The organism is [Pseudomonas] carboxydohydrogena (assembly GCF_029030725.1).
GTDB lineage: Bacteria > Pseudomonadota > Alphaproteobacteria > Rhizobiales > Xanthobacteraceae > Afipia > Afipia carboxydohydrogena.
In genome coordinates, this window is sequence record NZ_CP113162.1 from 614,121 (window position 1) to 638,994 (window position 24,874).

A 24,874-nucleotide genomic window follows, 5' to 3' on the forward strand; every position below is an offset into this window, starting at 1 on the left:
CTTACTTCAAGCGCTTCACGCTCGTCACCTTGCTGCCAGCCGCCTCGATCCGCGCGATGGCCTGTCCAAAAGGCTCATGGGCCGTGGCCATCGCATAGGCGTTGGCGTGCACGAGCATGTCGTAGCCGCTGACGATGGCGACATGTCCTTTCCAGAACACCAGATCGCCGCGCCGCAGTTCGTTCCATTGCGCGGGCGGGACAGCCTCGCCCAGAGCATTTTCCTGCATGTCGCTGTCGCGCGGCGCTTTGATCCCTGCGGCGGCCAGCGAGACCTGCACGAGTCCCGAACAATCGATACCCATGTTGCTCTTGCCGCCCCAGAGATAGGGCGTGCCGATGAAACGCTCCGCGACCGCGACGAAATCATTTTCATGAGCAGCAAGCGTCGCGAGATGCCGCGAGGGAATGTAATGGGCTTGCGGCGTCACGGCGAAATTGTCGCTGGTTTTCACGATCTCGACATGCGCCCCGAGCGGGAGGCTCTCGACCGGCGGCAGCTTGATGGACGGGCCGGGAAAAGCCAGCGTGCGCTGGACGATGACATGATGCGTCGGCGTCGTGCGTGGCAAGACCAGCGCCGATTCAGGTATCCAGCCGACATAGCCGTCGGCGTTCAACTGCCCCCAGGCCCAGCCTTCGCCGTCGCGATCGTAGATGGTGACGCGCTCGCCCTTCAGCGCCTGCGTGAGCAGCGTGGCGTGATGGGAAGGCTCGCATCGCACCGGCGCGATGGAGTCGATCACCTCGTTCTCCTCGCCATCAACGAAACGCGCGGCCTCCACCTTGCCTCGCAGGTACGAGGCCGCAAGATCGGGACGCGCGGGCGTGAGCCGTGGATCGAGCCTCGTCTCAGCCATAGCGTTCGCTCAACAGCTTGTAGAACGCGCGCGCGCCCTGGCATTCGCCGCCTTCAGGGCGGGCGGGCTTCGCCGACGGCGTCCAGCCATAGATGTCGGCGTGCAGCCAGCGCGTTTCGGCGGTGACGAAACGCTGCATGAACAGCGCGCAGGTGATCGAGCCCGCGAAGCCGCCGGATGGCGCGTTGTTGATATCGGCCACTTTGGAATCGAGCCACGCGTCGTAAGGCTGCCACAGCGGCAGCCGCCACAGCGGATCGTTCTCCTGCCGCGCGTGACGGGCGACATCGGCGGCGAGCGCTTCATCGTTGGTGTAGAAGGGCGGCAGATCGGGGCCGAGCGCCACGCGCGCTGCGCCCGTGAGCGTGCCCATGTCGATCAGCAGATCGGGGTTGTCCTCGCAGGCCAAAGTGAGGGCATCGGCCAGCACGAGGCGGCCCTCGGCGTCTGTGTTGCCGATCTCGACGGTCAGTCCTTTGCGCGATGTGAAGACATCGAGCGGGCGGAAGGCATTGCCGGCGACGGAATTCTCCACCGCCGGAATCAGCACCCGCAGCCGCACCTTCAGCTTCGCACCCATTACCATCCGCGCCAGTGCGAGCACGTTGGCCGCGCCGCCCATGTCCTTCTTCATGATGAGCATGGCGCTGGAAGGTTTCAGATCAAGGCCGCCGGTATCAAAACAGACGCCCTTGCCGACCAGCGTGACCTTCGGGTGCGAGGCATCGCCCCAACTGAAGTCGATCAGGCGCGGCGCGCGGGTCGAGGCCATGCCGACGGCATGGATCAGCGGAAATTCGCGCGCCAGTTCCTCACCGCCGACGCAGTGCCAGGCTGCGCCGAATTCATCCGCCAGTGCCTTGGCCGTGTCCGCCAGTTCGTCCGGTCCCATGTCGTTGGGCGGGGTATTGATGAGGTCGCGCGCGAGCGCGGCGGCGTCCGCCATGCGCGCCAGTTCATCGGTGTCGATGCCTTCGGGCGGAACCAGGCTGACTTCGTAAGGCTCCGCCTTTTTGTAGCGGCCGAATCGGTAGCTACCGAGCGCGAAGGCGAGCGCGGCAAGGCGTGCGTCATGCGGCGCGTTAGCGAAGCGATAGGTGCCTTTCGGCAGTTTGGCGGGCAATTGCCCGGCCCGGAACGGATCGGCCTTGGCGGCATCGTCCTCCAGCCCGAACAGGACGAAGCCGAGCTTGCCGCTCTCGCCGGGCAAAGTGAGGCATTCGCCGGGTTTCGCGGAGAAACCATTCGCGGTCGCGAATTCGCGCGCCGGCGCGGGCAGGGTGGCGGCGACTTTGTCCCAGGTCGATGCCGTGGCGAACAGGATGGGTATGGCGGAGGAGGCGGGAGCAGTCGAAAAAGGGGCTGGCATCAGGGCAACTCGGGGTCATTCGGCGGGCGTGAAGCGCGGTCGGGGATGGGTGTATCACGACGCCGGCGAAATTAACCACTCATTAGGGTTAACAATTTACTGCTGAAGGATCGGCCGACTTTCGTCATCCATCATGCCTTGAGCGAACGTGCCATGCGTCCATCATCCCGTCTCGCCCGTTATCTCGGCTCGGCCGGTTTTCTGGCCATCGCCGTAGTTGGTCTTGCCGGTTGCCAGACGACGGGTGCGCCGGACATCACGGGATCGCTCGGCGGCAAGGCTAGTGCCGCTGCACCGGAGACGGATACGCGCCACGCGGCCGAAGCCTATGGCGAGAAATATCGCGCCAATCCGAAAGACCTCGATGCCGGGCTACGCTACGGACAGGCCCTGCGCGCCAACGGTCAGCATGAGCAGGCCGTGGCTGTGCTGGAGCAGGTCAATCTCGCGCACCCCGGCAATCGCGCCGTGCTCGGTGCCTATGGCCGGGCGCTGGCGGAGAACGGCAGTTTCAAGCTGGCCTTCGATGTGTTGTCGCGCGCGCATACTCCGGCCAATCCGGACTGGCGCATCCTCTCGATCCAGGGCGCGGTGCTCGACCAGATGGGTAAGCCGGATGAAGCGCGGGGCTATTACGCGAGCGCGCTGAAGATCAGGCCGGACGATCCTTCGGTGCTGTCGAATCTCGGGCTGTCCTACGTGCTCACCAAGGAATTGCCTCAAGCGGAGGCGACGTTGCGCCGCGCCCAGAAGCTCGCGCCAAACGATCCCCGCATCCGGCAGAACCTCGGGCTCGCGCTCGGCTTGCAGGGCCGCTTCGCGGAAGCCGAGGCCATCGTGCAGGCGGACCTGCCTCCGGATGAAGCCGCCGCCAATGTCGCCTACCTCAAGAACATGCTGAACAGCGGGCAGAACGGCAAGACGACCGTTCGTCCGCGCAACGTCGCATCGTCGCGGTCCTGAAAATTCTCGATTTTGAGTAAGCGTGCGCGGGCCCGCTTCGGCGGCGAACCGCTGTCGCGTTTCAGTGCATGGTGGCCACGATCCTGATGCCACTCGGTCCCAGAATGACCACGAACAGGATCGGCAGAAAGAACACGATCATCGGCACGGTGAGCTTCGGCGGCAGGGCCGCGGCCTTCTTCTCGGCCTCGTTCATGCGCATGTCGCGATTTTCCTGCGCCATGACGCGCAGGGTCTGGCCGAGCGGCGTGCCGTAGCGCTCCGACTGCATCAGGGCCATGCAGACCGATTTCACGCCATCGAGGCCGGTGCGTTTCTGCAAGTTCTCGTAGGCGGTCTTGCGGTCTTGCAGATAGGACAGTTCGGCGGTCGTCAGCGTGAATTCCTCGGCGAGCGCCACGGACTGCGATCCGATCTCGAAGCTGACCTTACGGAAAGCCGCCTCGATCGACATGCCGGATTCGACGCAGATCAGGAGAAGGTCCAGCGCATCGGGAAAGGCGCGCTTGATCGAGAGCTGCCGCTTGCTGATCGCGTTCTTGAGAAACATCATCGGGGCCTGCATGCCGAGCCAGGCAGCGCTGATGCAGATGCCGATTTTGACCAGCGTGGTCTGATTGAGCTTCAGGATCACGAAGATGTAGAGCGCGGTCACCGCCAGAAGGATGAGCGGGGTTACCATGCGGAAAAACAGGAAGGTGATGTATGGCGCATGGCCGCGATAGCCGGCCATGACCAGTTTTTCCTTGGCCTCTTCCTGCGCGAGCCATTTGCCCAGGTTGAAGTCGTGGACGATCTTGCCGATGAACTGCTTTGGGCTTTGGCGCAGGGTGACCCTCTCGTTGCGGCTCATGCGGTCGCGTTCACGCTGGCGGATACGCTCGCGCTCGCTGGCGACCGCTTTCATTCGCCGCGCCAATCCGTCGCTGGCGAACATGGGAGAGATCAGGGCATAGGCCGTGGCGCTCGCGGCGATCGCGGCAAACACCATCGTCAGAAACCGGACGTCCTGGACTTTATCGATCAACATGTCGAGCATGACGTATCCATCAGAAATCGAAGTTGATCATTTTTTTCATCACGAGAATGCCGGCGGTCATCCAGACGGCGCAACAAGCGAGCATGAAACGGCCTGTCGGGTGGGTCCACAGCAGCGAAATGTAATCCGGCGACATGATGTACACGGCGGTCATGACGAAAGGCGGCAGCGCGCCGATGATGGCGGCGGAGGCTTTCGCCTCCATCGACATCGCCTGAATCTTGGCTTTCATCTTCTTGCGTTCGCGCAGCACCTTGGACAGATTGCCGAGCGCCTCGGACAGATTGCCGCCGGATTTCGTCTGGATGCCGATCACGATGCCGAAAAAATTGGCTTCCGGCAGCGGCATGCGCTCGTAAAGCCGCATGCAGGCTTCGCCGAGCGGCATGCCGATGCTCTGGGTCTCGATGATGGCGCGGAATTCCGAGCGCAGCGGCTCCGGCGAGTCGGTGACGACCACCTTGAGCGAGTCGAACAGCGGAAGGCCTGCCTTGACGCCACGGACGATGACATCGACGGCATCGGGAAGCGCCTCCAGAAACTGCTTCTCGCGGCGGCGTTTCAGATAGCCCAGCACCCAGCGCGGCAGGCCCAGCCCGGCGGAGAGGGCGAGCGCGGCCGTTGCGATCAGATTTGCGCCGGTCACGAGGCAAATGAAGAACACCAGAAGGCCAAGAGCAGCCGAGCCGATGATGAATTGTTGCCTGCTCCAGCTCACGCCAGCCTGGGCCAGCCGTGTGTTGAGTGGAATCTTCTTGGCCTGCTTGGCGCGGTCTTCAACATCCTTCAGCGTGTCCTCGACCTGCTCGCGGCGCGAACGCTGGTTGCGATCGGTACGCCGCGTCGCGGCTTCGGTGCGGGAGAACGATGCGCGGCGCTTCTCGGCCTGCCGTTCGCCGGACAGGAGGGGATACAGAAACACCCAGGCAAGACCGCCCAGCGTCACCGCGCTCATGAATGCAATCGCAAGGGTCTGAATCTTCATGAGATCACCCCTTACCGTGTCGGATCTGGCGCTTCCGCCGCGTCGAGCGCCGCGGCGAGCCGCTTTTCCTCGCCATAGTAGCGCGCGCGATCCCAGAAGCGCGGACGCCCGATGCCGGTCGAACGATGCCGGCCGAGGATGTTGCCGTTGATGTCCTCGCCGGTGATATCGTAGACGAAAATATCCTGTGTGATGATGGTGTCCCCTTCCATGCCCATCACCTCGGTGACGTGCGTGATGCGGCGGGAGCCGTCGCGCAGGCGCGCGGCCTGAACGATGACATCGATCGAGGCGCACATCATTTCGCGGATGGTGCGCGAGGGCAGCGAATAGCCGCCCATCGTGATCATGGATTCGCAGCGGGAAAGAGCTTCGCGCGGGTTGTTTGCGTGCAGCGTTCCCATCGAGCCGTCATGGCCGGTATTCATCGCCTGCAACAGGTCGAACGCCTCGGGTCCGCGGACTTCGCCGACGATGATGCGTTCGGGACGCATACGCAGGCAGTTCTTGACCAGATCGCGCATGGTGACCTGACCCTCGCCCTCGATGTTCGGCGGGCGGGTTTCAAGGCGCACGACATGCGGCTGCTGAAGTTGCAGTTCGGCGGCGTCTTCGCAGGTGATGATGCGTTCGTCTTCGTCGATATAGTTGGTCAGGCAGTTCAGCAGCGTGGTCTTGCCGGAGCCGGTGCCGCCGGAGATCAGCACGTTGGCGCGGCAGCGGCCGATGATCTGCAAAATCTGCGCGCCTTCCGGCGAGATCGCGCCGAAATTGACGAGCTGGTCGAGCGTCAGCTTGTCCTTCTTGAACTTGCGGATGGTGAGCGCGGGCCCGTCGATGGCGAGCGGCGGCACGATCGCGTTGACGCGGGAACCGTCGGCAAGGCGGGCGTCGCAAATCGGGGAGGATTCGTCGACGCGGCGGCCGACCTGGCTCACGATGCGCTGGCAGATGTTGAGAAGCTGCTGGTTGTCGCGGAAGCGAATCCCGGTCTTCTGGATCTTGCCCGCGACTTCGATGAACACCGTGCCGGCGCCGTTGACCATGATGTCGGCGATGTCATCACGGGCGAGCAACGGTTCCAGCGGGCCGTAGCCCAGCACGTCGTTGCAGATGTCGTCGAGCAGTTCCTCCTGCTCGGCGATCGACATCACGATGTTCTTGATCGCGATGATCTCGTTGACGATGTCGCGGATCTCCTCGCGCGCCGACTCGGCATCGAGCTTGGCGAGCTGGGCAAGGTCGATCGCTTCGATCAGCGCGCCGAAGATTGTCGCCTTGACCTGATAGTAGGTTTCCGAGCGGCGTGAGTCACTGACGGGCGGCGGAGTCGTCCGCGCGGGGGCCAGCGGCGGCGCCGCGGCTTTCGGCACGTCGATGACCGGTGCGCGCGGAGCCGCTGCCTGGGGCTCCGCCGGTTTTACGGCGGTGCTTCCGGGCCCGAAGTTCGTGTCTCCTCCGCTACGCTTGCCAAACACGCTCTACCTCAAACCGGATTATTTCCGGCGTAACTTTCCGAGAAGGGGGGCTAAGAATGAATTACCTGACTTCTTGGAGTCGCCGCGGCCGGTGAGGCGCTGCGCGATTTGCAAGAACATCTCGGCGGTCCGGTGATTGGCCGAGATTTCCGCGATCATCTGGCCGTTGTTGGCGGCAGACCCGAAAATCTGCGGTTCGAACGGAATCGAAACGATCGGATCGTTCTCGATCGCCTTGGCGAATTCTCCGGCCTTGATCTCGGGACGCTTCGGAATCCCGACCTGATTAAGGCAATAGATCGGCGCGCGGTCGTTCGGGCGGGCGGCCTTCAGCGTGTCGAACATGTTCTTGGTGTTGCGCAGATTGGCAAGGTCCGGCGCAGCCACGATCAGGATGTCGTCGGCTCCGACGAGCGCGCGTCTGGTCCAGCCGGACCACTGATGCGGAACGTCGAGGACGATGCAGGGCATGGTGGTGCGCAGCGTGTCGAAGATCGCGTCAAACGCATCGTTGCCGAAATCATAGACCCGGTCGAGCGTGGCGGGCGCCGCGAGCAGGTTGAGGTGGTCCGTGCACTTCGACAGCAGGCGGTCGAGAAAGGCGGTATCGACGCGATCCGGCGAGAACACGGCATCGGCGATGCCCTGCGGCGGGTCTTGATTGTAGTCGAGCCCGGCCGTGCCGAAGGCGAGGTCGAGGTCCGCCACCACAGCATCCAGCGCGAGGTCGCGGGCGATCGCCCAGGCGACATTGTGCGCGATGGTGGAGGCGCCGACGCCGCCCTTGGCGCCGACGACGGCGATGATGCGGCCGACGGCCTTGGCTTCCGGGGTCGTGAACAGGTTGCAGACCGAGCGTACGATATCGAGCGGGCCGACAGGCGAGATCACGTAATCGCTGACGCCGCGCCGCACGAGTTCGCGGTAGAGTGTGACGTCGTTGATGCGGCCGATGACGACGACGCGGGTGCCGGCATCGCAAACCGCTGCGAGTTGGTCGAGGCCGGACAGGATTCCCGTCTCGCTCTCGGTTTCGAGAAGAATGACGTTGGGCGTCGGCGCCGTGCGATAGGCCTCGATCGCGGCGGCCATGCCGCCCATCTGGATCTTCAGGTGAGCCTTGGCCAGCCGCCGGTCCTCGCAGGCTGCCTGGACGGCGGCCGCGGTCTCGACGGTTTCGCAGAACGCCTGCACGGATACGCGCGGCGCGGGGGCGATATGGTCGTCCACCGCCGCCTGACTGGTCTCGTCGTTCTGCTCGCCCTGACGCGCGTAACTGATCATTTGCCTACCGTGCTGAGTTTGGCTTTTTCGGCCTCGGGGTAATCGGTCGCGGTCGTCTGTCCGCTACGATACTTGGCGAAGGCCTCGGTGCGGCGCGCCGAATTCGGCGGCGTTTCCGCGCGCGGCTGAACGAGATCGGCCGGATTGGCGACCATCGCCGCCATGTTGCGCTGATAGGCGCAACCGAAGTTCTGATAGGAGCGGTTTTCGTAATAGGACTTGTTCTTGACCGAAGGGCCGAGATCTTCCGGCCAGAGTCCGCAGGGGCCGGCATCCGCGATGATTCGCGCATAACGCACGCGAACCGGCGCGAACTGGCGCGGGTCGTTCGGATGATAGGGCATCACCCTGATCCCCTTCGGCGGAATGCCGGCGGCGGCCAGAATGTTCTGGATGTCGCGAACCGTGACGTTCGCGGCCTGCGCGTTCGGTGTGCCTGCCGGAACGTCGATGGTGATGGCGCCGGTGCCTTCGCTGAGCCACGCCTGTGAGAGCCCGACGATATCGGCGCGCTGCGCCGTCGTCAGCCCGCCACGCGCATGGCCGACAAAAATCTCGGTGGTCTTGGCTGCTTCCTGAATGACGATCGGATGGCGCAGCCGGTAGTCTTCGGGCACCGAGCCGGTCACGATCTCGGCTTCCTGGCTGTGCATGCACCCGCCCAGCATGGTGAGGCTCACCAGCGCCAGTGCGGCCAGGGCCGTTGTGGAGGAGAGGTTGGATACGCGTTTGCTCATGGTCGAAATCCTGTCCAACCTTAATCGGTGATGAAGCCGTATTTGCCGCGATAATTGCTGCCGGCCGGGCCTTCGCGGCGCGGGACACCGTAGATGCGGGTGATGTTGCCGAGCAGGACGGTCTGCGGGTCCGATGCCGAGGCGAAGCCGTCGTCCGGCCGCGACAGATCCTTCTGCGCCACGGCGCGCACCACGTAAGGCGTCACCAGCACCATCAGTTCGGTCTGGTTGTTGATGAAATCGCGGCTGCGGAACAGCGAGCCGAGCACCGGCACCTGCGCGAGGCCCGGCAGGCCGTTGATCGCCTGCTTGGTCTGCTCCTGGATCAGGCCGGCCATCGCCATCGAGCCGCCCGAGGGAATTTCCAGAGTGGTTTCGGCGCGGCGGGTTTTAATGGAAGGGATCGTCATGTTGCTGACCGTGATCGAATTCTCGTTCGATATTTCCGAGACTTCTGTCATCACTCGCAGGCTGATGCGGCCTTCGGTCAGCACGATCGGCGTGAAGTTCAATGAAATGCCGAATTTCTTGAAGGCGATGGAAGGCTGGCAATTGCTGGAGGTGCCTGCTCCCGTTTGGCAGGTGATGCCGGTCGGGATCGGGAATTCGCCGCCCGCGATGAACGTGGCGCTTTCACCGGAAATCGCGGTCAGATTCGGTTCCGCAAGGGTGCGGACCACGCCCGCGCTTTCCATCGCGCGCAATGTCGCTTTCACCGAAGGCGCGGAGCCGAAAGACGTGGAAACCGCATTATCGGGCGCCAGCGCGTGACCGAGCGCGCTGAACTGGTTGGCGTTGTTGAAATCCACAACGGCGGTGCCGTAGCTGAATTTGCCGCTCAGATCGACGCCGAGCTGCTTGACGATGTTGCGCTGGACTTCCGCGACGGTGACTTTCAGCATCACCTGATCACGGCCACGGACCGTGATGTTGTTGACGACCAGATCGTTGGCCTTGGAGGGGCCGCCGATCAGGCGCGCGGCAAGCTCGTAAGCCTGCTGCGCCTCGGCCTGGTTGGCGGCGCTGCCACTCAGCACCACGCCATCGCCCAGACCTTCGACCTGGATGTCAGATTGCGGCAATGCCTGATGGATCGCGGCGCGGATGCCGTTGAGATCGCGGGTCACGGCAACGTCGTAAGCGGCCATCTGCTGGCCGTCGGCGTCGAAGAAGATGATGTTGGTCTGGCCGACGGCGGCGCCGATGATGTAGGCGCGCCGCGACGAGCGCACGACCGCGTTGGCGATTTTTGGGTCCGCCACCAGGACGTCCTTGACGTCGCGCGGCAGGTCGACGACCAGCGACTTGCTGATGCCAAGCCTCAGCGATCTTGCGTTCAGGGCATCCGCGGATGCGGTATGGGCGGAGGCGGCCTGGTAGTCCGTTGCCAGAACGGGCGAAAGGGATGAGTTAAGAATGAGAGCGGAGACGGCCACGAACGACAGAGCGCGGGCAATCAAGGGGGCGGTCTTCATACGCTTCACTTTCCACATCACGCGGCGACGGCTCTGTCGCTGTGAGGGGATTTGACCAGTTATTCGTCAAAGCATGGTTAATGAGGCGTATCTAAATCGGGTTAATGGAAGCTTTATCGCCCGCTGTTGTTGTTCACCGCATTGCGAGCTGGAACAGATCGACCGCCTTGGTCCACTCGGTGTCCGGATAAATCAGAAGCGCCGCGGCGGCGAGGGCAATGCCGTAGGGAATCCCGGTCTGCCTGCCATGCAGCCTCACCAGCCAGTCCTGGCCCATGAGCCAGGCCGGCAGCGTCCAGTTGCGGAACTGCAAGATCCCCAGCGTGAGCACGCCGCCGAGCACCGATGCGAGCAGGAGATAATCGAGCAGATAACCGAACCCGAACCACAGCGCGGCAGCGGCCGCCACCTTGGCGTCGCCGCCGCCGATCCAGCCGAACGCGAAGCAGGCAAAGGCAATCATGAGGACGCTCAGTCCGGCGAGCGTATGCCAGCCGATCGCCTCCCAGCCCATTCCGGTGACGAGGGCGAGAGCGAAGAACCCCGCGGTCAGCAGCAGCGATACGCGGTTGGAGATGGTCATGGTGAGAAGGTCGCTGGCGGCGGCGAATGCCATCAGCGCGGGGAACAGAAACAGGCGCGCCAGGTCCAGCAGCATGGGGTCTCGCAGATTGTTCGGAGCGTTCCCGCGAAGACTAGATGTCAGACGTGAACAATCACCAAACGCTTAGAATTCTGACGGCAAGGATCACGCAGGCCAGGCCGAGCCCGGCGCAGATGAGCAACAGCCCTTCCAGATCGTGCGCAACCACTGTGCGCCGGAGCAGGCTCGCACCCTGATGGCGCGGCACTGGTTGGACTTTCACGTCGAGGCCCTGCGTTATCATGGGTGGCATGAACGCAAAAAGGCTTCGGTTTCCCGAAGCCTTCATTGCATCCTTGGAGGCTTACTTCGCGGTCAGCGAGCCGTTGATGCTCGTGAAAACGCCGTTCAGCGTGCTGCCGAGGGTCTGCACAGCGCCGATGATGACGACGGAAATACCGGCGGCGATCAGCGCGTATTCGATAGCGGTGGCGCCGGATTCGTCCTTGACGAAGCGAGCGAGCAGATTGGTCATTGGAGACTCCATAAATGTATTTACGTGGCTGTCTGTTTCAGTTGGTCCATCCGGAGCGGGTGGGCACCGAGGCCAAGCGCGAGACTAAAATCTAGGAATTGCGTCGCAGTTAATTCGATTGCGGAAAGTCGCTTGTATCAGGGTCTTCTTGCACACGGTAAATGCAGCGTTAAGCCGATGTATCGCATTTGAATGGTGCTGAATTGGTGCGTGAATATTGAGATAAATGAGAGTCGAGATGTCTGCGTGCAACCGTTAGGTCCAATGCATCCCTGAATATTTGCAGTTCATTCATCAATTAACGGCAGATTTGCCATACCGGGTCGTGTCGAGGCCCCTGTACTGTTGCGTAAGAGAGTAAGCAGATGAACACCGCGCGTGTTGTGGTGCTGGCCATTGCTGTCAGCGCCGGTGGCGTTGCAGCCTTCCTTGCCAGTGGATCGGACCAGAAGCCGGCGCCGCGTGTCGCTGCCCCGGCGCCGCAACTGGAAACCACAGATGTTCTGGTGGCGAAGAACGACATCCCGCTTGGCCAGACCATCTCCGCCGACGACATGAAATGGCAGTCCTGGCCCGCCGCGACGGCAAGCTCCAGCTTCATCAAGAAGAATGAACGCGCCGACGCTATTAAGGACATGACAGGTTCGATCGTGCGCTCGCCTTTCCTCGCCGGTGAACCGATCCGCGAAACCAAGCTGGTGAAGGCCAACGGCTCGGGCTTCATGGCGGCCATTCTGCCGAGCGGAATGCGCGCGATCTCGACCGAAATCTCGCCGGAAACCGGAGCCGGGGGCTTTATCCTGCCTAACGACCGCGTCGATGTGCTGCTGTCCCGCCGTCAGAAGAGCCGCGACGGAAATGGCGGCGAGAGCGTCAGCTCGGAGATCATCCTGAGCGATGTACGGGTCCTCGCGATCGACCAGACGGTCGAGGAAAAGAACGGCCAGAAGGTCGTCGTCGGCAAGACCGCGACACTGGAGCTAAAGCCCGCCGAGGCGGAAACGCTGGCACGTTCCCGCCAGAGCGGAACGCTGTCGCTTGCCCTGCGCAGCCTCGTCGATGCCAATAAGCCCGGCAAGGTCGAGGACGCGAGCGATGATAAGCTGATTACGGTTTATAAGGGCGGCAGCGAGCGTGAAACCTACAATTGCTCGGCGTCGTGCAAGAAGCGCGGCAGCGACGGCGGCTAACCCTGCTTTCTGACGGATCCAAAGCCCGGAACAAACTGGTTACCATTTCCTTAACTGCACCCCTTGCCTTGTCTGGATCGGGCGCAAGCATTCGACAATCTCTGTCGGTTAGTCTCGGCGGTAGCTATTTAATGGCCCGACTGAGGATAACACGATGCCCGCGCCGTTGCCGCACACGCTGCGCCTGAGAGATGTTCTTCGCCGCTTTGGCGCGAACCGGAAGGGCAGCGCGGCGGTTCAGTTCGCGATGGTCGCGCCGCTGTTTTTCGCATTGCTGTTCGCGATCGTCGAAGTCGCGATGATGTTCTTTGCCACGCAGGTTCTCGAGACAGGGACGCAGGACACCGCGCGCCTGCTTTTGACGCATCAGGCGCAAGATCAGCAGATGACCGCCGAACAGATTCACGACAATCTGTGCGGCCGGGTTGATTTCCTGCTGACATGCAGCGGCATCTATCTCGACGTGCGAGCCTATCCCGCCGGTGATCCCTTTACCGTGCCGACGCTGTTCGATGGCGCAGGAAACGCCACCAACAATTTCTCCTATCAGCCGCCGGCGGCGGGGAGTGCCAGCATCGTCGTGGTGAGGACGTTTTACAAATGGCCGCTCCTGATCACGAACCTTGGTTTCTCGCTGGCGAATCTCGGAACCGACAAGCGGCTTCTCTCTTCGACGACGGCGTTTCGCGTCGAGCCGTAACGCGATTTGGAAACATGACAATGTCGCTTTATCGACTGGCTGAATGGTTGAATGCACGCAATTTTGTGCGCGATGTTCGCGGCCTCGCCGCCGTCGAGTTCGCCGTTATTTTTCCAGTCGCCTTGATGCTGTTTTTCGGAACAATCGAAGTGTCGACAGGCGTTGCCGTCGATCGCAAGGTCATCATCCTGACGCGGACGCTGTCCGACCTGATTTCGCAGGCGAAGTCGGTCACCGACACGGATATCAGCAATGCATTCAATATCTCGTCCGCGGTGATGGCGCCTTATTCCAACACCCCGGTGCAGGCGAAGATCTCGCAGGTTTTCATCGACAGCAACGGGGTCGCCAAGGTCAAGTGGAGCAAGGCGTCGAACACGTCGGTACATAGCTGCAACGAGGTGGTGACCACGCTTGTCCCACCCGGCATCAACGTCGCAGGTACCTATCTCATCATGAGCGAGGTAGCTTACGATTTCACGCCGGCTGCGGGGATGAGCGGCGGGAGCTTCACGCCGCCGACACTCCATCTGAGCGACAGAACCTTCACCCGTCCGCGGCAGACGGACTCGGTGGCTTATCCCTCCGCTCCGGTCTGTAACTGAGAGGGCCGCGATTTCACGCGCGCCCCATAGTCTCAAGTCATCAAGCCAAAAGCCATCAAACTAAAAAGGCCGCGCAGAGCGCGGCCTTGATAGATCACCGAAATATCGGCGAGATCGGTTTTAACCGGCCGCGCGAAGATTATCGGCAGACGACTTGCCCGAACGGCGATCGGCAACGATTTCGTAGCTGATCTTCTGGCCTTCGCGCAGCGTGCCGAGGCCAGCGCGTTCAACGGCGCTGATGTGGACGAACACGTCGTTGCCACCATCATCCGGCTGAATGAAGCCGTAGCCCTTGGTCGCGTTAAACCACTTCACTGTTCCCATGCTCACGTGGGTAGTTCCTCTCAAGTAGATGTCGAATGACCCGTGTCGCCACGGGTTGGTGAGATCGAAATTTGGAAGAGGTCGTCAGCGCTAACCGGCTATACCGGGGATAGCTATTGTCGTCCGGCCGAAATTCGATTGGGCGATATTATTCGAAAGAAGCCCCCAAAACAATCCTGCCCCCGACGTTTTTGGAGGCAGGTTTCGGGCATGCAAAAGGGCGGTCAGCGGCGGCGGAATTGGCCACCGCGCGGCGATGCGGGACGCGGCGCGCCGGCCGGGCGCTCGTCCTTGTGACGGAAAATCAGGCGGCCCTTTTCCAGATCGTAGGGTGACATTTCGATTGTCACGCGATCGCCCGCCAGCGTCTTGATGCGGTTCTTCTTCATTTTGCCCGCGGTATAGGCAACGATTTCATGCCCGGCATCCAGCTGGACGCGATAGCGCGCGTCGGGGAGGATTTCGGTTACCAATCCCTCAAATTGGATCAGTTCTTCTTTAGCCATAAACGTCTCCGGATCAGTTCAGCGCTGCGGGCGCCGATTGCGATTGGGTTGTGATGCGGTGCGCGCGGGCGCGCTGCCACGGTGGAGGAAGGCGACGCCCTGTATACCGCTTCCCTGGCCGGCTTGCGACGGCCGAGTTCGCTCATGTTTGCCCTGTTCGGCGCGGGGCGTGGCCGCCGGATCGTGATGGGAGCCGGGGTTCGGGCCGGGGTTGGCGCCATGGCCGGGATGCCGCCGCCGGCGTTGCGGCCCGCGGGCCCCGGGGGCGTTATCGCCATGGCCCCGATCGGGCGCCTCAAAGGAGCGGCCTTTGCCGTGTCCCTGACCATTATGTCCCTGATGACCGCCGTGCCCCTGGCCGCCGTGGCCCTTGCCACGATGGTTCTTGCGCGGCTGCGCGGCGGGCGGGGTCGCATCGTGCTTGCCGGTGCGCCGGTCCTCGCGGGGAAGATTGACGCGGATCAACCGCTCGATGTCGCGCAGATAGGTATTTTCCTCACCCGCCACGAGCGAAATCGCGGTGCCATCGGCGCCCGCGCGCGCGGTGCGGCCGATGCGGTGGACGTAGGTCTCCGGCACGTTCGGCAGATCGAAGTTGAAGACGTGGGTGATGCCATCGACGTCGATGCCGCGCGCCGCGATGTCGGTCGCGACCAGCGTGCGGATGTCGCCGTTGCGGAACGCGGCCAGCACGCGCTCGCGATGGTTCTGCGATTTGTTGCCGTGGATCGCTTCCGAGGGAATGCCCGCCTTGACGAGGCCGCGCACGACCTTGTCGGCACCGTGCTTGGTGCGGGTGAAGACCAGCGCCCGGTTGACCGGCTCGGACTTCAACAGCTCCGAAAGCATGGCCGGCTTGGCGCTGTGATCGAGCTGGATGATGCGCTGGGTGATGCGCTCGGCCGTGGAGGACACCGGCGTCACCGCGACGCGCGCCGGATCGCGCAGCATGTGCTCGGCGAGTTCGGCGATGTCCTTCGGCATGGTGGCCGAGAAGAACAGCGTCTGGCGGCGTGCGGGCAGCTTGGCCACGATTTTGCGGATGTCGTTGATGAAGCCCATGTCGAGCATGCGGTCGGCCTCGTCGAGGACGAGAAACTCGACCTGATTGAGCCGGACGGCATTGCCCTGAACGAGATCGATGAGGCGGCCGGGGGTCGCCACCAGCACCTCGACGCCCTGCATCATGGCGCGGACCTGACGGCCCATCGGCACGCCGCCGATGGCGAGCGTGGCGCTCAGGCGCAGGTGGCGGCCATAGGCGTTGAAGCTGTCGAGGATCTGCCCGGACAGTTCGCGGGTGGGGCTAAGAACCAGAACGCGGCAGGTCTTGGGCTGCGGGCGAACCCGGTTCTCCAGAAGCCGATGCAGGATCGGCAGCGCGAACGAGGCGGTCTTGCCGGTGCCGGTCTGGGCGATGCCGACCACGTCGCGTCCGGTGATCGCGATCGGAATGGTCTGGGCCTGGATGGGAGTGGGGGTGACGTAATTCTCTTCGGCGAGAGCACGAGAGATGGGATCGGCGAGGCCGAAATCCTGAAAGGAGGTCAAGTGAGGCTTTCTGTATGAATCAAAGGGCGAGCCCGGCGGTCTTCTTGGACCTCGGGGGCGCTCGGGTGTCGGAGACACCCGCGTGTTTGGGGCGTCGGTTCGGTTAGCTGAAAGAAGGCAAGCCAGAAACCGTAAACGGATCCGAACACGCGGCTCGCAAAGACCTGACGATTCTCAAGGTCGTGGGCAAGCCTATGAAGCACGAAGGCGGCGCTTTCAAGGTTAAAATCAAACAAGCGCGCCAGAATGTTCCGTCCCGGCGATCCCATCCGGGGGGTCATCATCCCAACCACATGATCCAATAGGCTAATTCCCATCTTTGAGCGGAACGGTCCTATGGGTCGCCCGTTGAACCTGCATGTGGCTGAGGGTCCAAAAGAAATCCATCGATTACGGCGACTTTCTCCTCGCCATGATCCTGCTTGGGCTCTTCATTATGGTGGCGGGACTTATGACAGTCCTTATACGTTGATTTCTCTGGTATTTTGAGGTTCGACGGGAGGAACTATCAGTCATGCCGGGGTTTGACGTCGTTTCGGTTTTGCCGGATGGGGTCAGTAAGTTTCGATAGAGGGTTCATTGTTATTTTGAATTGGCCCGAGGTGGGCCGTTTTTTATCTGCCCTGTATCCGGAGGAGGAGCAGTCATCTTGAAGCGTCTCCCGCAAATCTCTGTTGCGAGTTGATAAGCGTGCTCCGGGTTGGTTTTTTCATCGGGCTTCTCGCCATCATCGGGATACTGGTCTCCGGGCTGGTGTCGTATCGTATCTATGAGCAGGAAGGCGTTATCGATCGCGCCGCGCTGACGCGCCAGATCGATGCCCATGCCGGACTTGTTCAGGAGCGATTGAGCGAGCGTGAAGTTCTGGCGCGCGTTTCTGCGGGCGCCTTCCAGCCTTCCACGGCCATTTCCTCGCGGGCCTTGCAGCCGCTGCGCCCCTCGATCTACACCTTCAAGACGAATTTCGTGGTGACGGGCTGGATCGCTCGCCTGATGCCGTCTGATTTTCCGGCCGCCGAAGCTGAATTGAAAAAAGCCGGCTTCAGGAATCCGCAGATCCGCAATTTCAACGATAAGCCGCTCGACGCCGCAGCAGCAGCGAAAGGCGTCGATGTGCTGATGGACGTCGAGCCGCAGGACGACAACACGTTGAAGCTGCCGGGACGTGCTTACGACCAGCATCCGGTGATCGGTCCCACGCTGGCGAAGGCAAGCGAAACAGGCGAGCCGGAAGCGTCCGATCCGGTGAATTTGTCACCGGTGGGAAGCCCCCTGGGCGTGGTCCTGGTCGTGCCTGTCATGAAGCCGGAGACGAAGTCCCCGATCGGCTTCATCACCACCTCATACCGGCTGTCGCTGATGCTGGGAAATGACGACCTTTCGCTGTTTTCCGTGGCGTTGCGAGATCCCCGCGCCAATGGCGGCGAACTCGTGCTCGATAATGACGGCGAGGTGGTGACGGCGGCGTCGCGGCCGGAAGAAAACCGGCCCGAGATTCGCAAGATCGTGTTCGGCGGCCGGCAGTGGGCGCTGGATTATTATCCCAAGACCGACACCATGCAGCGTGCCCTCAATCATGCGCTCGTCGCGGGCCTGATCGGCCTCGCGGTGACGGTCGTGTTGTGTTCGCTGTTCGGCTACGTCTCCTACAACAACGTGCGCCTCAGCCGCGAAATACAGACCCGGATCGGGTTCGAGCGCAGGCTCACGGCGGTGATCGACGAGCTCAATCATCGCGTCAAGAATATCCTCGCGGTGATCCAGTCGATCGTGACGCGGACCTTGCGCCATGGCTCCGATATCGACAGCGCGCGCGAACTGCTGATCGGCCGTATTCACGCGATGTCGAATGTCGTCACGCTGTTGAGTGACAGTCAGTGGCAGGGCGTGAAGCTCAAGGGCTTGTTCGATTCACGCGCGATTCCGCATGGCGACCGCATCGCGCTCGATGGGCCCGACATCACGGTGTCGGCGCGCGCGGCGCAGAGCCTGTCGCTGTTGTTCTTCGAGCTGGCCTCGCATTCCGACGAGGGGTTGTCGCTGGTCGGCAAGCATCCGCATATCGTGGCGAACTGGACCGTCTCCGGGGAAGAGCCGCATGCGACCTTCAAATTTCACTGGGAGGAATTCAACACCAGCGTGGCGACGCGCCGGCCCGAGAGCGATTTCGGTATCGTGCTGCTTGATCGCGTCGCCCCCGAGGCGCTTGGAGGCACCTCGAAGCGATACTTCACCGATGTCAGCTACGTCTATGAGTTGACGGCGCCGATGGCGACGGTGGTGGATGAAAACGAGATGAACCGCACCGGCTATATCTCTCGGACGACCTGAAGGCGGAGTCATCATGTCCGCCGGATCTCCGGAATAGTGCGCGAAATAACAACGGGACGCCGGATGGCGTCCCGTTGTCTCGTTTCGATGCAGGGACAGCGGCGATCAGTTGCCGCTGCCGCCGATCACGGCGCGAACCGTGCTGTCGGGGCCGAAGTCCTCCGTGCCGTCGACATACAGCATGGCGCTGAGTTTCGAACGGGCGCGGTTGACGCGGCTCTTGATGGTGCCGACCGCGCATCCGCAGATCGCCGCTGCATCCTCGTACGAGAAACCGGAGGCGCCGACGAGGATGAGAGCCTCGCGCTGGTCCTGCGGCAATTTCTCGAGGGCCGCGCGAAACTCCTCGAATTCGAGATGCGAGCTTTGCGCAGGCTGCGACTTCAGCGTCTTAGAATAGCTGCCCTCGGCATCCTCGACCTCGCGCCGCCGTTTGCGATAATCCGAGCGAAACAGGTTGCGCAGGATCGTGAACAGCCAGGCCGGCAGATTCGAGCCGGGCTGAAATGAGTCGATATTGGCGAGTGCGCGCAGCAGCGTTTCCTGCACCAGATCGTCGGCGCGGTCGCTTTTGCCGCTGAGCGAAATCGCGAAGGCGCGCAGACTCGGCACCGACGCGAGGATCTCGTCGCGAAGAGAATCTGTGAGAGGCATCAGTCCCTCCCGATACTGTTTTGCGGCAGGCCTTCGGCGTCGGTCCCCGGTGTCTCCCCGGCGTCCAGTTTGCGGATCAGATCGGCGAAACGATCCGGCACTCCCTGTTTGACGACATCGTCGTACATGGCGCGGAGCTGGTGGCCGATCCGTGCCTGAATTTCTGCATTGAGGCCACTTTTGGGGGCCGGCTTGGTGGGGAGCGGCTTGGGGTCTTTCATGGGTGAATCCATGCGGTCGCCATCGGTTAACTCCTTCGAGGAGAATGCTTTTTTGGGCCAGCCAGATAGTCTGTAGGCCGTTCTCCGAAATCTAATGCGGTTCAAACCAGAAAGTTCCGGGAGAAGGGAACTTTAATCGGGCTCGGGGGTAGATAGGGATACGGCTTCCGGGACATAGTCCTGATCGCCCGCAGCCACGATATCGATTTATGGAGGGGGTATGTCCCGTTCTCAGCTTGTTGCTGAACATTTGCCCCTGTTGCGCCGGTACGCCCGCGCGCTGACAGGAAGCCAGGCGTCCGGAGATTCTTATGTCGGTGCGATGCTGGAAGCCTTGCTGCAAGATCCCTCTCTGCTGGATGAGAGTCATGGTCCCCGGGTCGGCCTGTTTCGTCTCTTCACCAAGATCTGGCATTCGGTCGCGCTGAACGAGGAGGGCGAGCCTGTTCCTCTGGCCGCGTCGGAGCGGCGGCTCTCCAACATCACGCCGCTCGCGCGTCAGGCTTTTCTGCTGCTGTCCCTTGAAGGTTTCTCCGAGGAAGAAGTCAGCTTCATTCTCGATATCGATGTCGCGGAAGTGCGCGCTTTGACCGACACGGCGGGCCGCGAACTCGCGGCCGAGATCGCGACCGATGTGCTCATCATCGAGGACGAGACCTTCATCGCGATGGATCTCGAAAGCCTGGTGAAGAACCTCGGCCATAACGTGATCGGCGTCGCGCGCACCCATACCGATGCGCTGGCGCTGGCGAAAACCAAGCGGCCGGGCCTGATCCTCGCCGACATCCAGCTCGCGGATGGCAGTTCGGGTCTCGATGCCGTGAACGAACTGCTGCGCACTTTCGAGGTGCCGGTGGTGTTCATCACCGCCTATCCGGAGCGCTTCCTCACCGGCGAGCGTCCCGAACCGGCCTTCCTGATCTCGAAGCCGTTCCAGCCGGCGATGGTTTCGGCGGTGGCAAGCCAGGCACTGTTCTTCCAGAGGAACTCACGCAATCGTAACCAGCGGGCGAGCGCCTGACCCGGCGGCTGCTTAAATGGAACAACTGGAAAAGCCCTGCTTCGGCAGGGCTTTTTCATGCGCCGCCGCCCCGCATACACGGACTGCGCCGAAACACCTGACCATCCGCCGCCAGCCTCAGGAACGAAGCCTTCCGGCAGTCGTTATCCCGTGCATCGCATGTGATGCGTTTGGCAAAAGCGACGACGACCATGTTTCAGTTGGCTTCAGGAATTCTGGGTGCTGCCGCGGCGACGCTGGCGTTCGGCACCGTGCATCTCGAAGTCTCCGCCAAAGGCGATCAGGGCCAGCAGGCCGCGATTGTGCGGGCCGATGCGGCGCCTCAGATCGAACGCGCGGGCAAAGGCGACCGTCTCCCGTCGCCCTCCGTGGAGGGAAAGAACCTGACCGTCTCCTTCCAGCTTCCGGGTGCCGATAGCTCGGTGATGATGCGTGTTCCGTTGACCGCGGGCGGGCCCGCGGCAGACCACACGGCGCGTCCTTCCGTGGAGCGGGCTTCCATCGGCAAGCGCATGGTGGCATGCGAGCCGTCCGTCAGCGTGCTGACGCCGGTGGCGAAACTGCTGCAACCTTCACGCTGCGTCACCTGACGTTTTCAAAGCGTTGGATGATAGAGCTTGCATCGCCCGCGTCTTTACGCGGGCGATCAGTCTTTCGCGGAAGGCCGCTTCGACATCAATCCCAGCGCTAGGCCGCCGACCGCGAGCAGCGGGATCATCCGTTTCACGCCGATGATCCGGACAGCCTGCAATGCGGTCGCCATGACGATCGGGTCGCCGAGCGCCGTTTGCAGCGTCGATTTCGCGGCTTCCACGGGCCGCTGGCGGATGGCGCGTTTGCGCAGCGCGTAGCAGATCGCGGCCATTGCCGCGCAGACAAAGAACACCGCAGCGCCCGCGAGGCAGGCATAGACCGGACCATATTTGTTGAGCACGGCGATGAAGGCCGCTCCGCACAGGAATCCGGTGGTGATGAAAAGACAGACAGCGACAGCAGCGGCGAGCGAGGTGAGACGCATCGCCGTTCCGGCGCTTTCCTTCAGGTCGTCAACGAATTTGTCGAGCATGAAAGCCTCGATCCACAAAACAGGACAAATGAAAAAGGCGGCCGCGAACGCGCCCGCCTTCCAGGCTCACGAAACTAGCGTCGCCACGTCACGCCGATCAGGAAGCCGAGGCCGATGGCGAGGCCGACGGCCGCGAGGGGGCGTTCGCTGATTGCCTCCTCGAGGGTTTCCTCCAGCGAGTTTGCGGCGTCCTGCGCCATGTCGAGCGCCGCGCTGCCGCGGTCCGCCGCATCGGACACGGCGGCATCGACCTGCGCGCGCGCCTGACGATAGCCGCGACGGGCGCGGCTCTGGGCGTCGTCGGCGAGTGAATTGAGCGACTCGGAGAGCTGCCTGGTGAGGTTGGATACGTCCTTTTTGAGGGAGTCGAAATCTTTCTGGATGCGGTCGAGATTGGCTTGGTCGGTCATCGGCTGTTTTTCCCGTTACAGGTACGCGGCATCTGAATGCCCGCCGCGGCGGCGGGCGTGTGCAGCACAAACGCGTCCGCATCGCGGAAGGTTCCGCAGCTTCATTCCGTGAGAAATGGCTGCTCGCGCTCGGGCATCATGTGCTCCTTGACGATGAGGCCGACGATCAGGAGCGGAGACGATAGAAATGCGCCCATCGGGCCCCACAGCCAGGTCCAGAATGCGAGCGCGAGAAACACCGCGAGCGCGTTGAGCGACAGCCGTCGCCCGATGATCGTCGGTGTGACGAAGTGTCCTTCGACGAAGGCGATCGCCACAAAGGCGAGGGGCGCGATCAGCGCGCCGCCAAGGGTCGGAATCGCGACGATCCCGACACACAGCAGGATCGCGAACATCAGGATCGGGCCGATGATGGGGATGAAGTTCAGTGTGGCGGCGAGTCCGCCGAGGCCAGCTGGATTGGGCATGTGCGCGACGGCGCAGGCCAGCCCGGTGGCGGCGCCCAGCCCTGCGTTGATGAGGGTGACGGTGAGCAGATAGTTGCCGAGATTGGTCTCGATGGCATTGCAAATTTTCAGCATCCGCAGCCGCGAGTCGTGATTGGGAAAGTTCATCACCAGCGCGCGGCGCAGATCCGGCCAGCTCGCGATGAAAAGCACCAGCACGGCGAAGAACAGCAAAATCTCGGTAAAAGTGGGAGACAGGAATTCAAGCGTCGGCTGCACCCACGCGACTTTCGGCAACTGAAACGGCTGCTCCCCCGTATCCGGCGTGCCGAGCATGGTCTGCAACTGGTGCCAGACCGCCAGCGGGCGGTCGAACACGTGCAACTTATCTTTGAGGATGGGGCCAAGCTCCGGCAGCTTGCCGAACCAATCCATCACGGGGACCGAGATCAGTCCGATCATCAGCACGAAAGCCGCCCATGTCAGGACGACGATCAGCGCGGCCGAGACCGGGCGCGGCACCCGGAAGGCTTCGAGGCGCTTGGCCGCGGGCGAGAGCATGGTGCCGAGAATGATCGCGGTGACGACCGGGAGAAAAAACGCGCGCGCGACATACAGCACAGCGACAGCGGCGAGTATCACCAGCGTCACCAGACAGAGGGAGGTGATCTCGGCACGCTGAATGATGGGAGGGGACAGCGCATTGCCTTCGGGGACGGGCTCGCCGAGGGTCTCGATCGTGCGTTCGTTCATGGGATTTTCGCTCGATCGGCATCCGGCGATGGCCAACTTGAAATGGACTGGCAGAAACGCCGGCTGCCGCCTGATGCTGCGGACTTCCTCCGGCGGCATTCGCCGGCGCCGGTGGCTCCGATCTGGCAGGCGTCATAACGAGGCGGATTGGAAAATGGTTCCTCCTCGCAGGCTGAACGTTTTTCATCAATCGGCGCGGACGGAAGGAACCGCAAGGCTTGCCCGTGCATTGGCTCGGCGCTCGCATCATGGGATGCGCGGAGGCGTGGTGTCATGAGTAAGCTGGCTCGCGGTGGCAGGGACTTCTTCGCATTGCGCTCGGTGCTGAGCCGGGGCGCCGGTGTGTCTGTGATGGCAGCGGCCATGATCGTGGCCGCGCCGGCTTCGGCGCAGTCGCTGAGCTACGCGGCGCAGCCGGGCCTGTACTGGCCGCAGAATGCAGCCGCTCCGTCGGGCGTGCCCGACGATGATGTCTCAGAGGATGCGGCGTTGCCGGATCGCTTGCGGCGCGCGGTGGTGTCCTATCCGAGCCGAGAGGCGCCGGGCACGATCGTCATCGATACGCGCAATACGTATTTGTATCTCATTCTCGGTGGCAACCGCGCCATGCGCTATGGCGTCGGCGTCGGGCGGGAAGGCTTCACATGGTCCGGCGTGCAGACCATCTCGCGCAAGGCGGAATGGCCGGACTGGCATCCGCCGGCGCAAATGATCGCGCGCCAGCCCTATCTGCCGCGTTTCGTCGCGGGCGGCCCGGGCAACCCGCTCGGCGCCCGGGCGATGTATCTCGGCCATAGCGACTATCGCATTCACGGCACCAACGATCCCTCGACCATCGGCAAGTTCGTCTCCAGCGGCTGCATCCGCCTCACCAACACCGATGTCGAGGACCTGTTCAGCCGCGTGAAGGTGGGAGCCAAGGTCATCGTGCTGCCGAAGAGCCGATCTCCGCAATTTGAAGCAAAACGCGCGATGCCGTCTCAAGCCTCGCTAACCAGAACCACGCAAACAGCCGGCCAGCCGATGCAGTTGTCGAGGCTCGATTAACACTATCCCGGTAGCACGCGCGGGATGGGTGTGAGGAGAAGTGCAATGCCGCCGAAACATGCAACGTGGATCGCGGGGCTCGCCGCAGGGTTGACCATGGCCGTCGCCGTGTCCGGCTCCCCGGCGCAAGCTCAGGATTTCTTTTCATCGCTGTTCGGCGGATTTTCGCGGCCCAGTTATCACGCTCCGTCGTTGCCGTTTGCCGAGCCGGGCTACGATAACGCCGCGCCGGAGCAGCCGCGCGTCGCGGCGGGGCCTTCAAAGGCTTACTGCGTGCGCACCTGCGATGGCCGGTATTTCCCGCTTGGCGCGACGGGCAACGAGAGCAAGGCCGGGATGTGCCAGAGCCTTTGCCCCGCCAGCGCAACCAGGGTCGTGTACGGGCATGACATCGACAGCGCCGCGACCGACAGTGGCAAACCCTATTCCGCGCTTCCGAACGCTTTCCGTTATCGCAATGAACTCGTGAGCGGATGCACCTGCAACGGCAGGACGCCGGGCGGGCTGGCGCATATCGATATCAGGGATGACCCGACGCTGCGAAAGGGCGATCTGGTTGCCAACGCCGACGGTGAGCTGGCGGCGACCGGAGCGAAGACCGGCCGGGTGACGCTGAAGACCAGCCCGGCCCAGCCGAAGAGCGGAGCCTCCCGCTTCGCGACCATTCCGGTCATGGCGGCGCAGTAATCCGTTCCCGCGTGGGAACTCCGGGTTCCGTGGTGCGTTGCGTATGTGAGGA

At 62.6% G+C, this 24,874-nt stretch carries 27 protein-coding genes; 9 read left to right on the forward strand and 18 right to left on the reverse strand.

The genetic code is table 11. The features are described from left to right. Position 1: 1 nt before the first annotated feature. Both AFIC_RS02925 and AFIC_RS02930 read right to left on the reverse strand, forming a co-directional pair. On the reverse strand, positions 2–859 hold the full coding sequence (locus AFIC_RS02925; RefSeq protein ID WP_275247691.1) for a C40 family peptidase: 858 nt from the start codon (positions 857–859) through the stop codon (positions 2–4). Beyond that, positions 852–2,228, reverse strand: a complete 1,377-nt coding sequence (locus AFIC_RS02930) for a leucyl aminopeptidase family protein (RefSeq protein ID WP_275247692.1) — start codon at positions 2,226–2,228, stop codon at positions 852–854. Before AFIC_RS02930 ends, AFIC_RS02925 begins: the two co-directional genes overlap by 8 nt. Before the next feature lie 153 nt (positions 2,229–2,381). On the opposite strand from AFIC_RS02930, the gene AFIC_RS02935 reads away from it, so the two are divergent. Beyond that, a complete protein-coding gene (locus tag AFIC_RS02935; protein ID WP_275247693.1) occupies positions 2,382–3,191 on the forward strand; it encodes a tetratricopeptide repeat protein in 810 nt (269 codons plus the stop codon). A 61-nt stretch (positions 3,192–3,252) separates the two neighbouring features. On the opposite strand, the gene AFIC_RS02940 is transcribed toward AFIC_RS02935, so the two are convergent. The 8 genes from AFIC_RS02940 to AFIC_RS02975 form a co-directional block, all read right to left on the reverse strand. Beyond that, on the reverse strand, positions 3,253–4,230 hold the full coding sequence (locus tag AFIC_RS02940) for a type II secretion system F family protein (protein WP_275247694.1): 978 nt from the start codon (positions 4,228–4,230) through the stop codon (positions 3,253–3,255). A gap of 10 nt (positions 4,231–4,240) precedes the next feature. Then, positions 4,241–5,215 (reverse strand): type II secretion system F family protein, encoded by a 975-nt coding sequence (locus tag AFIC_RS02945; protein WP_275247695.1) that lies wholly within the window; start codon positions 5,213–5,215, stop codon positions 4,241–4,243. Between the two features lie 11 nt (positions 5,216–5,226). Next, positions 5,227–6,693 carry a TadA family conjugal transfer-associated ATPase gene (locus AFIC_RS02950; RefSeq protein WP_275247696.1) on the reverse strand — a complete coding sequence of 489 codons (1,467 nt, stop codon included), beginning with the start codon at positions 6,691–6,693 and terminating at the stop codon, positions 5,227–5,229. 18 nt (positions 6,694–6,711) lie between these two features. After that, the gene (locus AFIC_RS02955) at positions 6,712–7,977 is read right to left on the reverse strand and encodes a CpaE/TadZ family protein (protein ID WP_275247697.1); all 1,266 of its coding nucleotides are present in this window, start codon (positions 7,975–7,977) and stop codon (positions 6,712–6,714) included. Further along, complete coding sequence (locus tag AFIC_RS02960) at positions 7,974–8,714, reverse strand: CpaD family pilus assembly protein (protein WP_275247698.1); 741 nt, start codon at positions 8,712–8,714, stop codon at positions 7,974–7,976. The genes AFIC_RS02955 and AFIC_RS02960 overlap by 4 nt, the downstream gene beginning before the upstream one ends. 20 nt (positions 8,715–8,734) lie before the next feature. After that, entirely contained in the window at positions 8,735–10,189 is a 1,455-nt protein-coding gene (locus AFIC_RS02965; RefSeq protein ID WP_275247699.1) for a type II and III secretion system protein family protein, read from the reverse strand. Positions 10,190–10,322: 133 nt separating this feature from the next. After that, on the reverse strand, positions 10,323–10,847 hold the full coding sequence (locus tag AFIC_RS02970; RefSeq protein WP_275247700.1) for an A24 family peptidase: 525 nt from the start codon (positions 10,845–10,847) through the stop codon (positions 10,323–10,325). Positions 10,848–11,136: 289 nt separating this feature from the next. Continuing rightward, positions 11,137–11,307, reverse strand: a complete 171-nt coding sequence (locus AFIC_RS02975) for a Flp family type IVb pilin (RefSeq protein ID WP_275247701.1) — start codon at positions 11,305–11,307, stop codon at positions 11,137–11,139. A 365-nt stretch (positions 11,308–11,672) separates the two neighbouring features. On the opposite strand from AFIC_RS02975, the gene cpaB reads away from it, so the two are divergent. From cpaB to AFIC_RS02990, 3 genes are all read left to right on the forward strand, one after another. Continuing rightward, positions 11,673–12,497 carry a Flp pilus assembly protein CpaB gene (gene cpaB / locus AFIC_RS02980; protein WP_275247702.1) on the forward strand — a complete coding sequence of 275 codons (825 nt, stop codon included), beginning with the start codon at positions 11,673–11,675 and terminating at the stop codon, positions 12,495–12,497. Positions 12,498–12,651: 154 nt separating this feature from the next. Then, entirely contained in the window at positions 12,652–13,197 is a 546-nt protein-coding gene (locus tag AFIC_RS02985; protein WP_275247703.1) for a TadE/TadG family type IV pilus assembly protein, read from the forward strand. Between the two features lie 20 nt (positions 13,198–13,217). Next, the gene (locus AFIC_RS02990; protein WP_275247704.1) at positions 13,218–13,802 is read left to right on the forward strand and encodes a TadE/TadG family type IV pilus assembly protein; all 585 of its coding nucleotides are present in this window, start codon (positions 13,218–13,220) and stop codon (positions 13,800–13,802) included. A gap of 120 nt (positions 13,803–13,922) precedes the next feature. Here AFIC_RS02990 and AFIC_RS02995 read toward each other — a convergent pair whose 3' ends face one another. The 3 genes from AFIC_RS02995 to AFIC_RS03005 all read right to left on the reverse strand — a co-directional run bounded on the left by AFIC_RS02995 (position 13,923) and on the right by AFIC_RS03005 (position 16,186). Further along, positions 13,923–14,135 carry a cold-shock protein gene (locus tag AFIC_RS02995; protein WP_002714433.1) on the reverse strand — a complete coding sequence of 71 codons (213 nt, stop codon included), beginning with the start codon at positions 14,133–14,135 and terminating at the stop codon, positions 13,923–13,925. Between the two features lie 218 nt (positions 14,136–14,353). Continuing rightward, complete coding sequence (gene infA / locus AFIC_RS03000; RefSeq protein ID WP_275247705.1) at positions 14,354–14,635, reverse strand: translation initiation factor IF-1; 282 nt, start codon at positions 14,633–14,635, stop codon at positions 14,354–14,356. An 18-nt stretch (positions 14,636–14,653) separates the two neighbouring features. Further along, positions 14,654–16,186 (reverse strand): DEAD/DEAH box helicase, encoded by a 1,533-nt coding sequence (locus tag AFIC_RS03005; RefSeq protein WP_275247706.1) that lies wholly within the window; start codon positions 16,184–16,186, stop codon positions 14,654–14,656. A gap of 690 nt (positions 16,187–16,876) precedes the next feature. On the opposite strand from AFIC_RS03005, the gene AFIC_RS03010 reads away from it, so the two are divergent. Beyond that, positions 16,877–18,517 carry a CHASE domain-containing protein gene (locus AFIC_RS03010; RefSeq protein ID WP_275247707.1) on the forward strand — a complete coding sequence of 547 codons (1,641 nt, stop codon included), beginning with the start codon at positions 16,877–16,879 and terminating at the stop codon, positions 18,515–18,517. 105 nt (positions 18,518–18,622) lie between these two features. Here the strand turns inward: AFIC_RS03010 and AFIC_RS03015 are convergent, their stop codons facing one another. Together AFIC_RS03015 and AFIC_RS03020 are read right to left on the reverse strand one after the other, a co-directional pair. Beyond that, on the reverse strand, positions 18,623–19,171 hold the full coding sequence (locus AFIC_RS03015) for a sigma-70 family RNA polymerase sigma factor (RefSeq protein ID WP_002718381.1): 549 nt from the start codon (positions 19,169–19,171) through the stop codon (positions 18,623–18,625). Beyond that, the gene (locus tag AFIC_RS03020; RefSeq protein WP_275247708.1) at positions 19,171–19,392 is read right to left on the reverse strand and encodes a NepR family anti-sigma factor; all 222 of its coding nucleotides are present in this window, start codon (positions 19,390–19,392) and stop codon (positions 19,171–19,173) included. Before AFIC_RS03020 ends, AFIC_RS03015 begins: the two co-directional genes overlap by 1 nt. Before the next feature lie 220 nt (positions 19,393–19,612). Here AFIC_RS03020 and AFIC_RS03025 point away from each other — a divergent pair, with 220 nt between their 5' ends. Continuing rightward, complete coding sequence (locus AFIC_RS03025; protein WP_275247709.1) at positions 19,613–20,413, forward strand: response regulator; 801 nt, start codon at positions 19,613–19,615, stop codon at positions 20,411–20,413. Positions 20,414–20,577: 164 nt separating this feature from the next. Next, positions 20,578–21,003, forward strand: coding sequence for a hypothetical protein (locus tag AFIC_RS03030; RefSeq protein WP_338063148.1), 426 nt, complete (start codon positions 20,578–20,580; stop codon positions 21,001–21,003). A 56-nt stretch (positions 21,004–21,059) separates the two neighbouring features. On the opposite strand, the gene AFIC_RS03035 is transcribed toward AFIC_RS03030, so the two are convergent. The 3 genes from AFIC_RS03035 to AFIC_RS03045 all read right to left on the reverse strand — a co-directional run bounded on the left by AFIC_RS03035 (position 21,060) and on the right by AFIC_RS03045 (position 23,088). Continuing rightward, positions 21,060–21,479, reverse strand: a complete 420-nt coding sequence (locus AFIC_RS03035; protein WP_275247710.1) for a hypothetical protein — start codon at positions 21,477–21,479, stop codon at positions 21,060–21,062. A gap of 74 nt (positions 21,480–21,553) precedes the next feature. Beyond that, on the reverse strand, positions 21,554–21,889 hold the full coding sequence (locus AFIC_RS03040) for an ElaB/YgaM/YqjD family protein (RefSeq protein ID WP_275247711.1): 336 nt from the start codon (positions 21,887–21,889) through the stop codon (positions 21,554–21,556). A gap of 101 nt (positions 21,890–21,990) precedes the next feature. Beyond that, entirely contained in the window at positions 21,991–23,088 is a 1,098-nt protein-coding gene (locus AFIC_RS03045; protein WP_275247712.1) for an AI-2E family transporter, read from the reverse strand. 273 nt (positions 23,089–23,361) lie between these two features. Here AFIC_RS03045 and AFIC_RS03050 point away from each other — a divergent pair, with 273 nt between their 5' ends. Together AFIC_RS03050 and AFIC_RS03055 are read left to right on the forward strand one after the other, a co-directional pair. Next, positions 23,362–24,135, forward strand: a complete 774-nt coding sequence (locus AFIC_RS03050; RefSeq protein WP_275247713.1) for a L,D-transpeptidase — start codon at positions 23,362–23,364, stop codon at positions 24,133–24,135. A gap of 45 nt (positions 24,136–24,180) precedes the next feature. Then, entirely contained in the window at positions 24,181–24,822 is a 642-nt protein-coding gene (locus AFIC_RS03055; protein ID WP_275247714.1) for a DUF2865 domain-containing protein, read from the forward strand. Positions 24,823–24,874 lie beyond the last annotated feature (52 nt).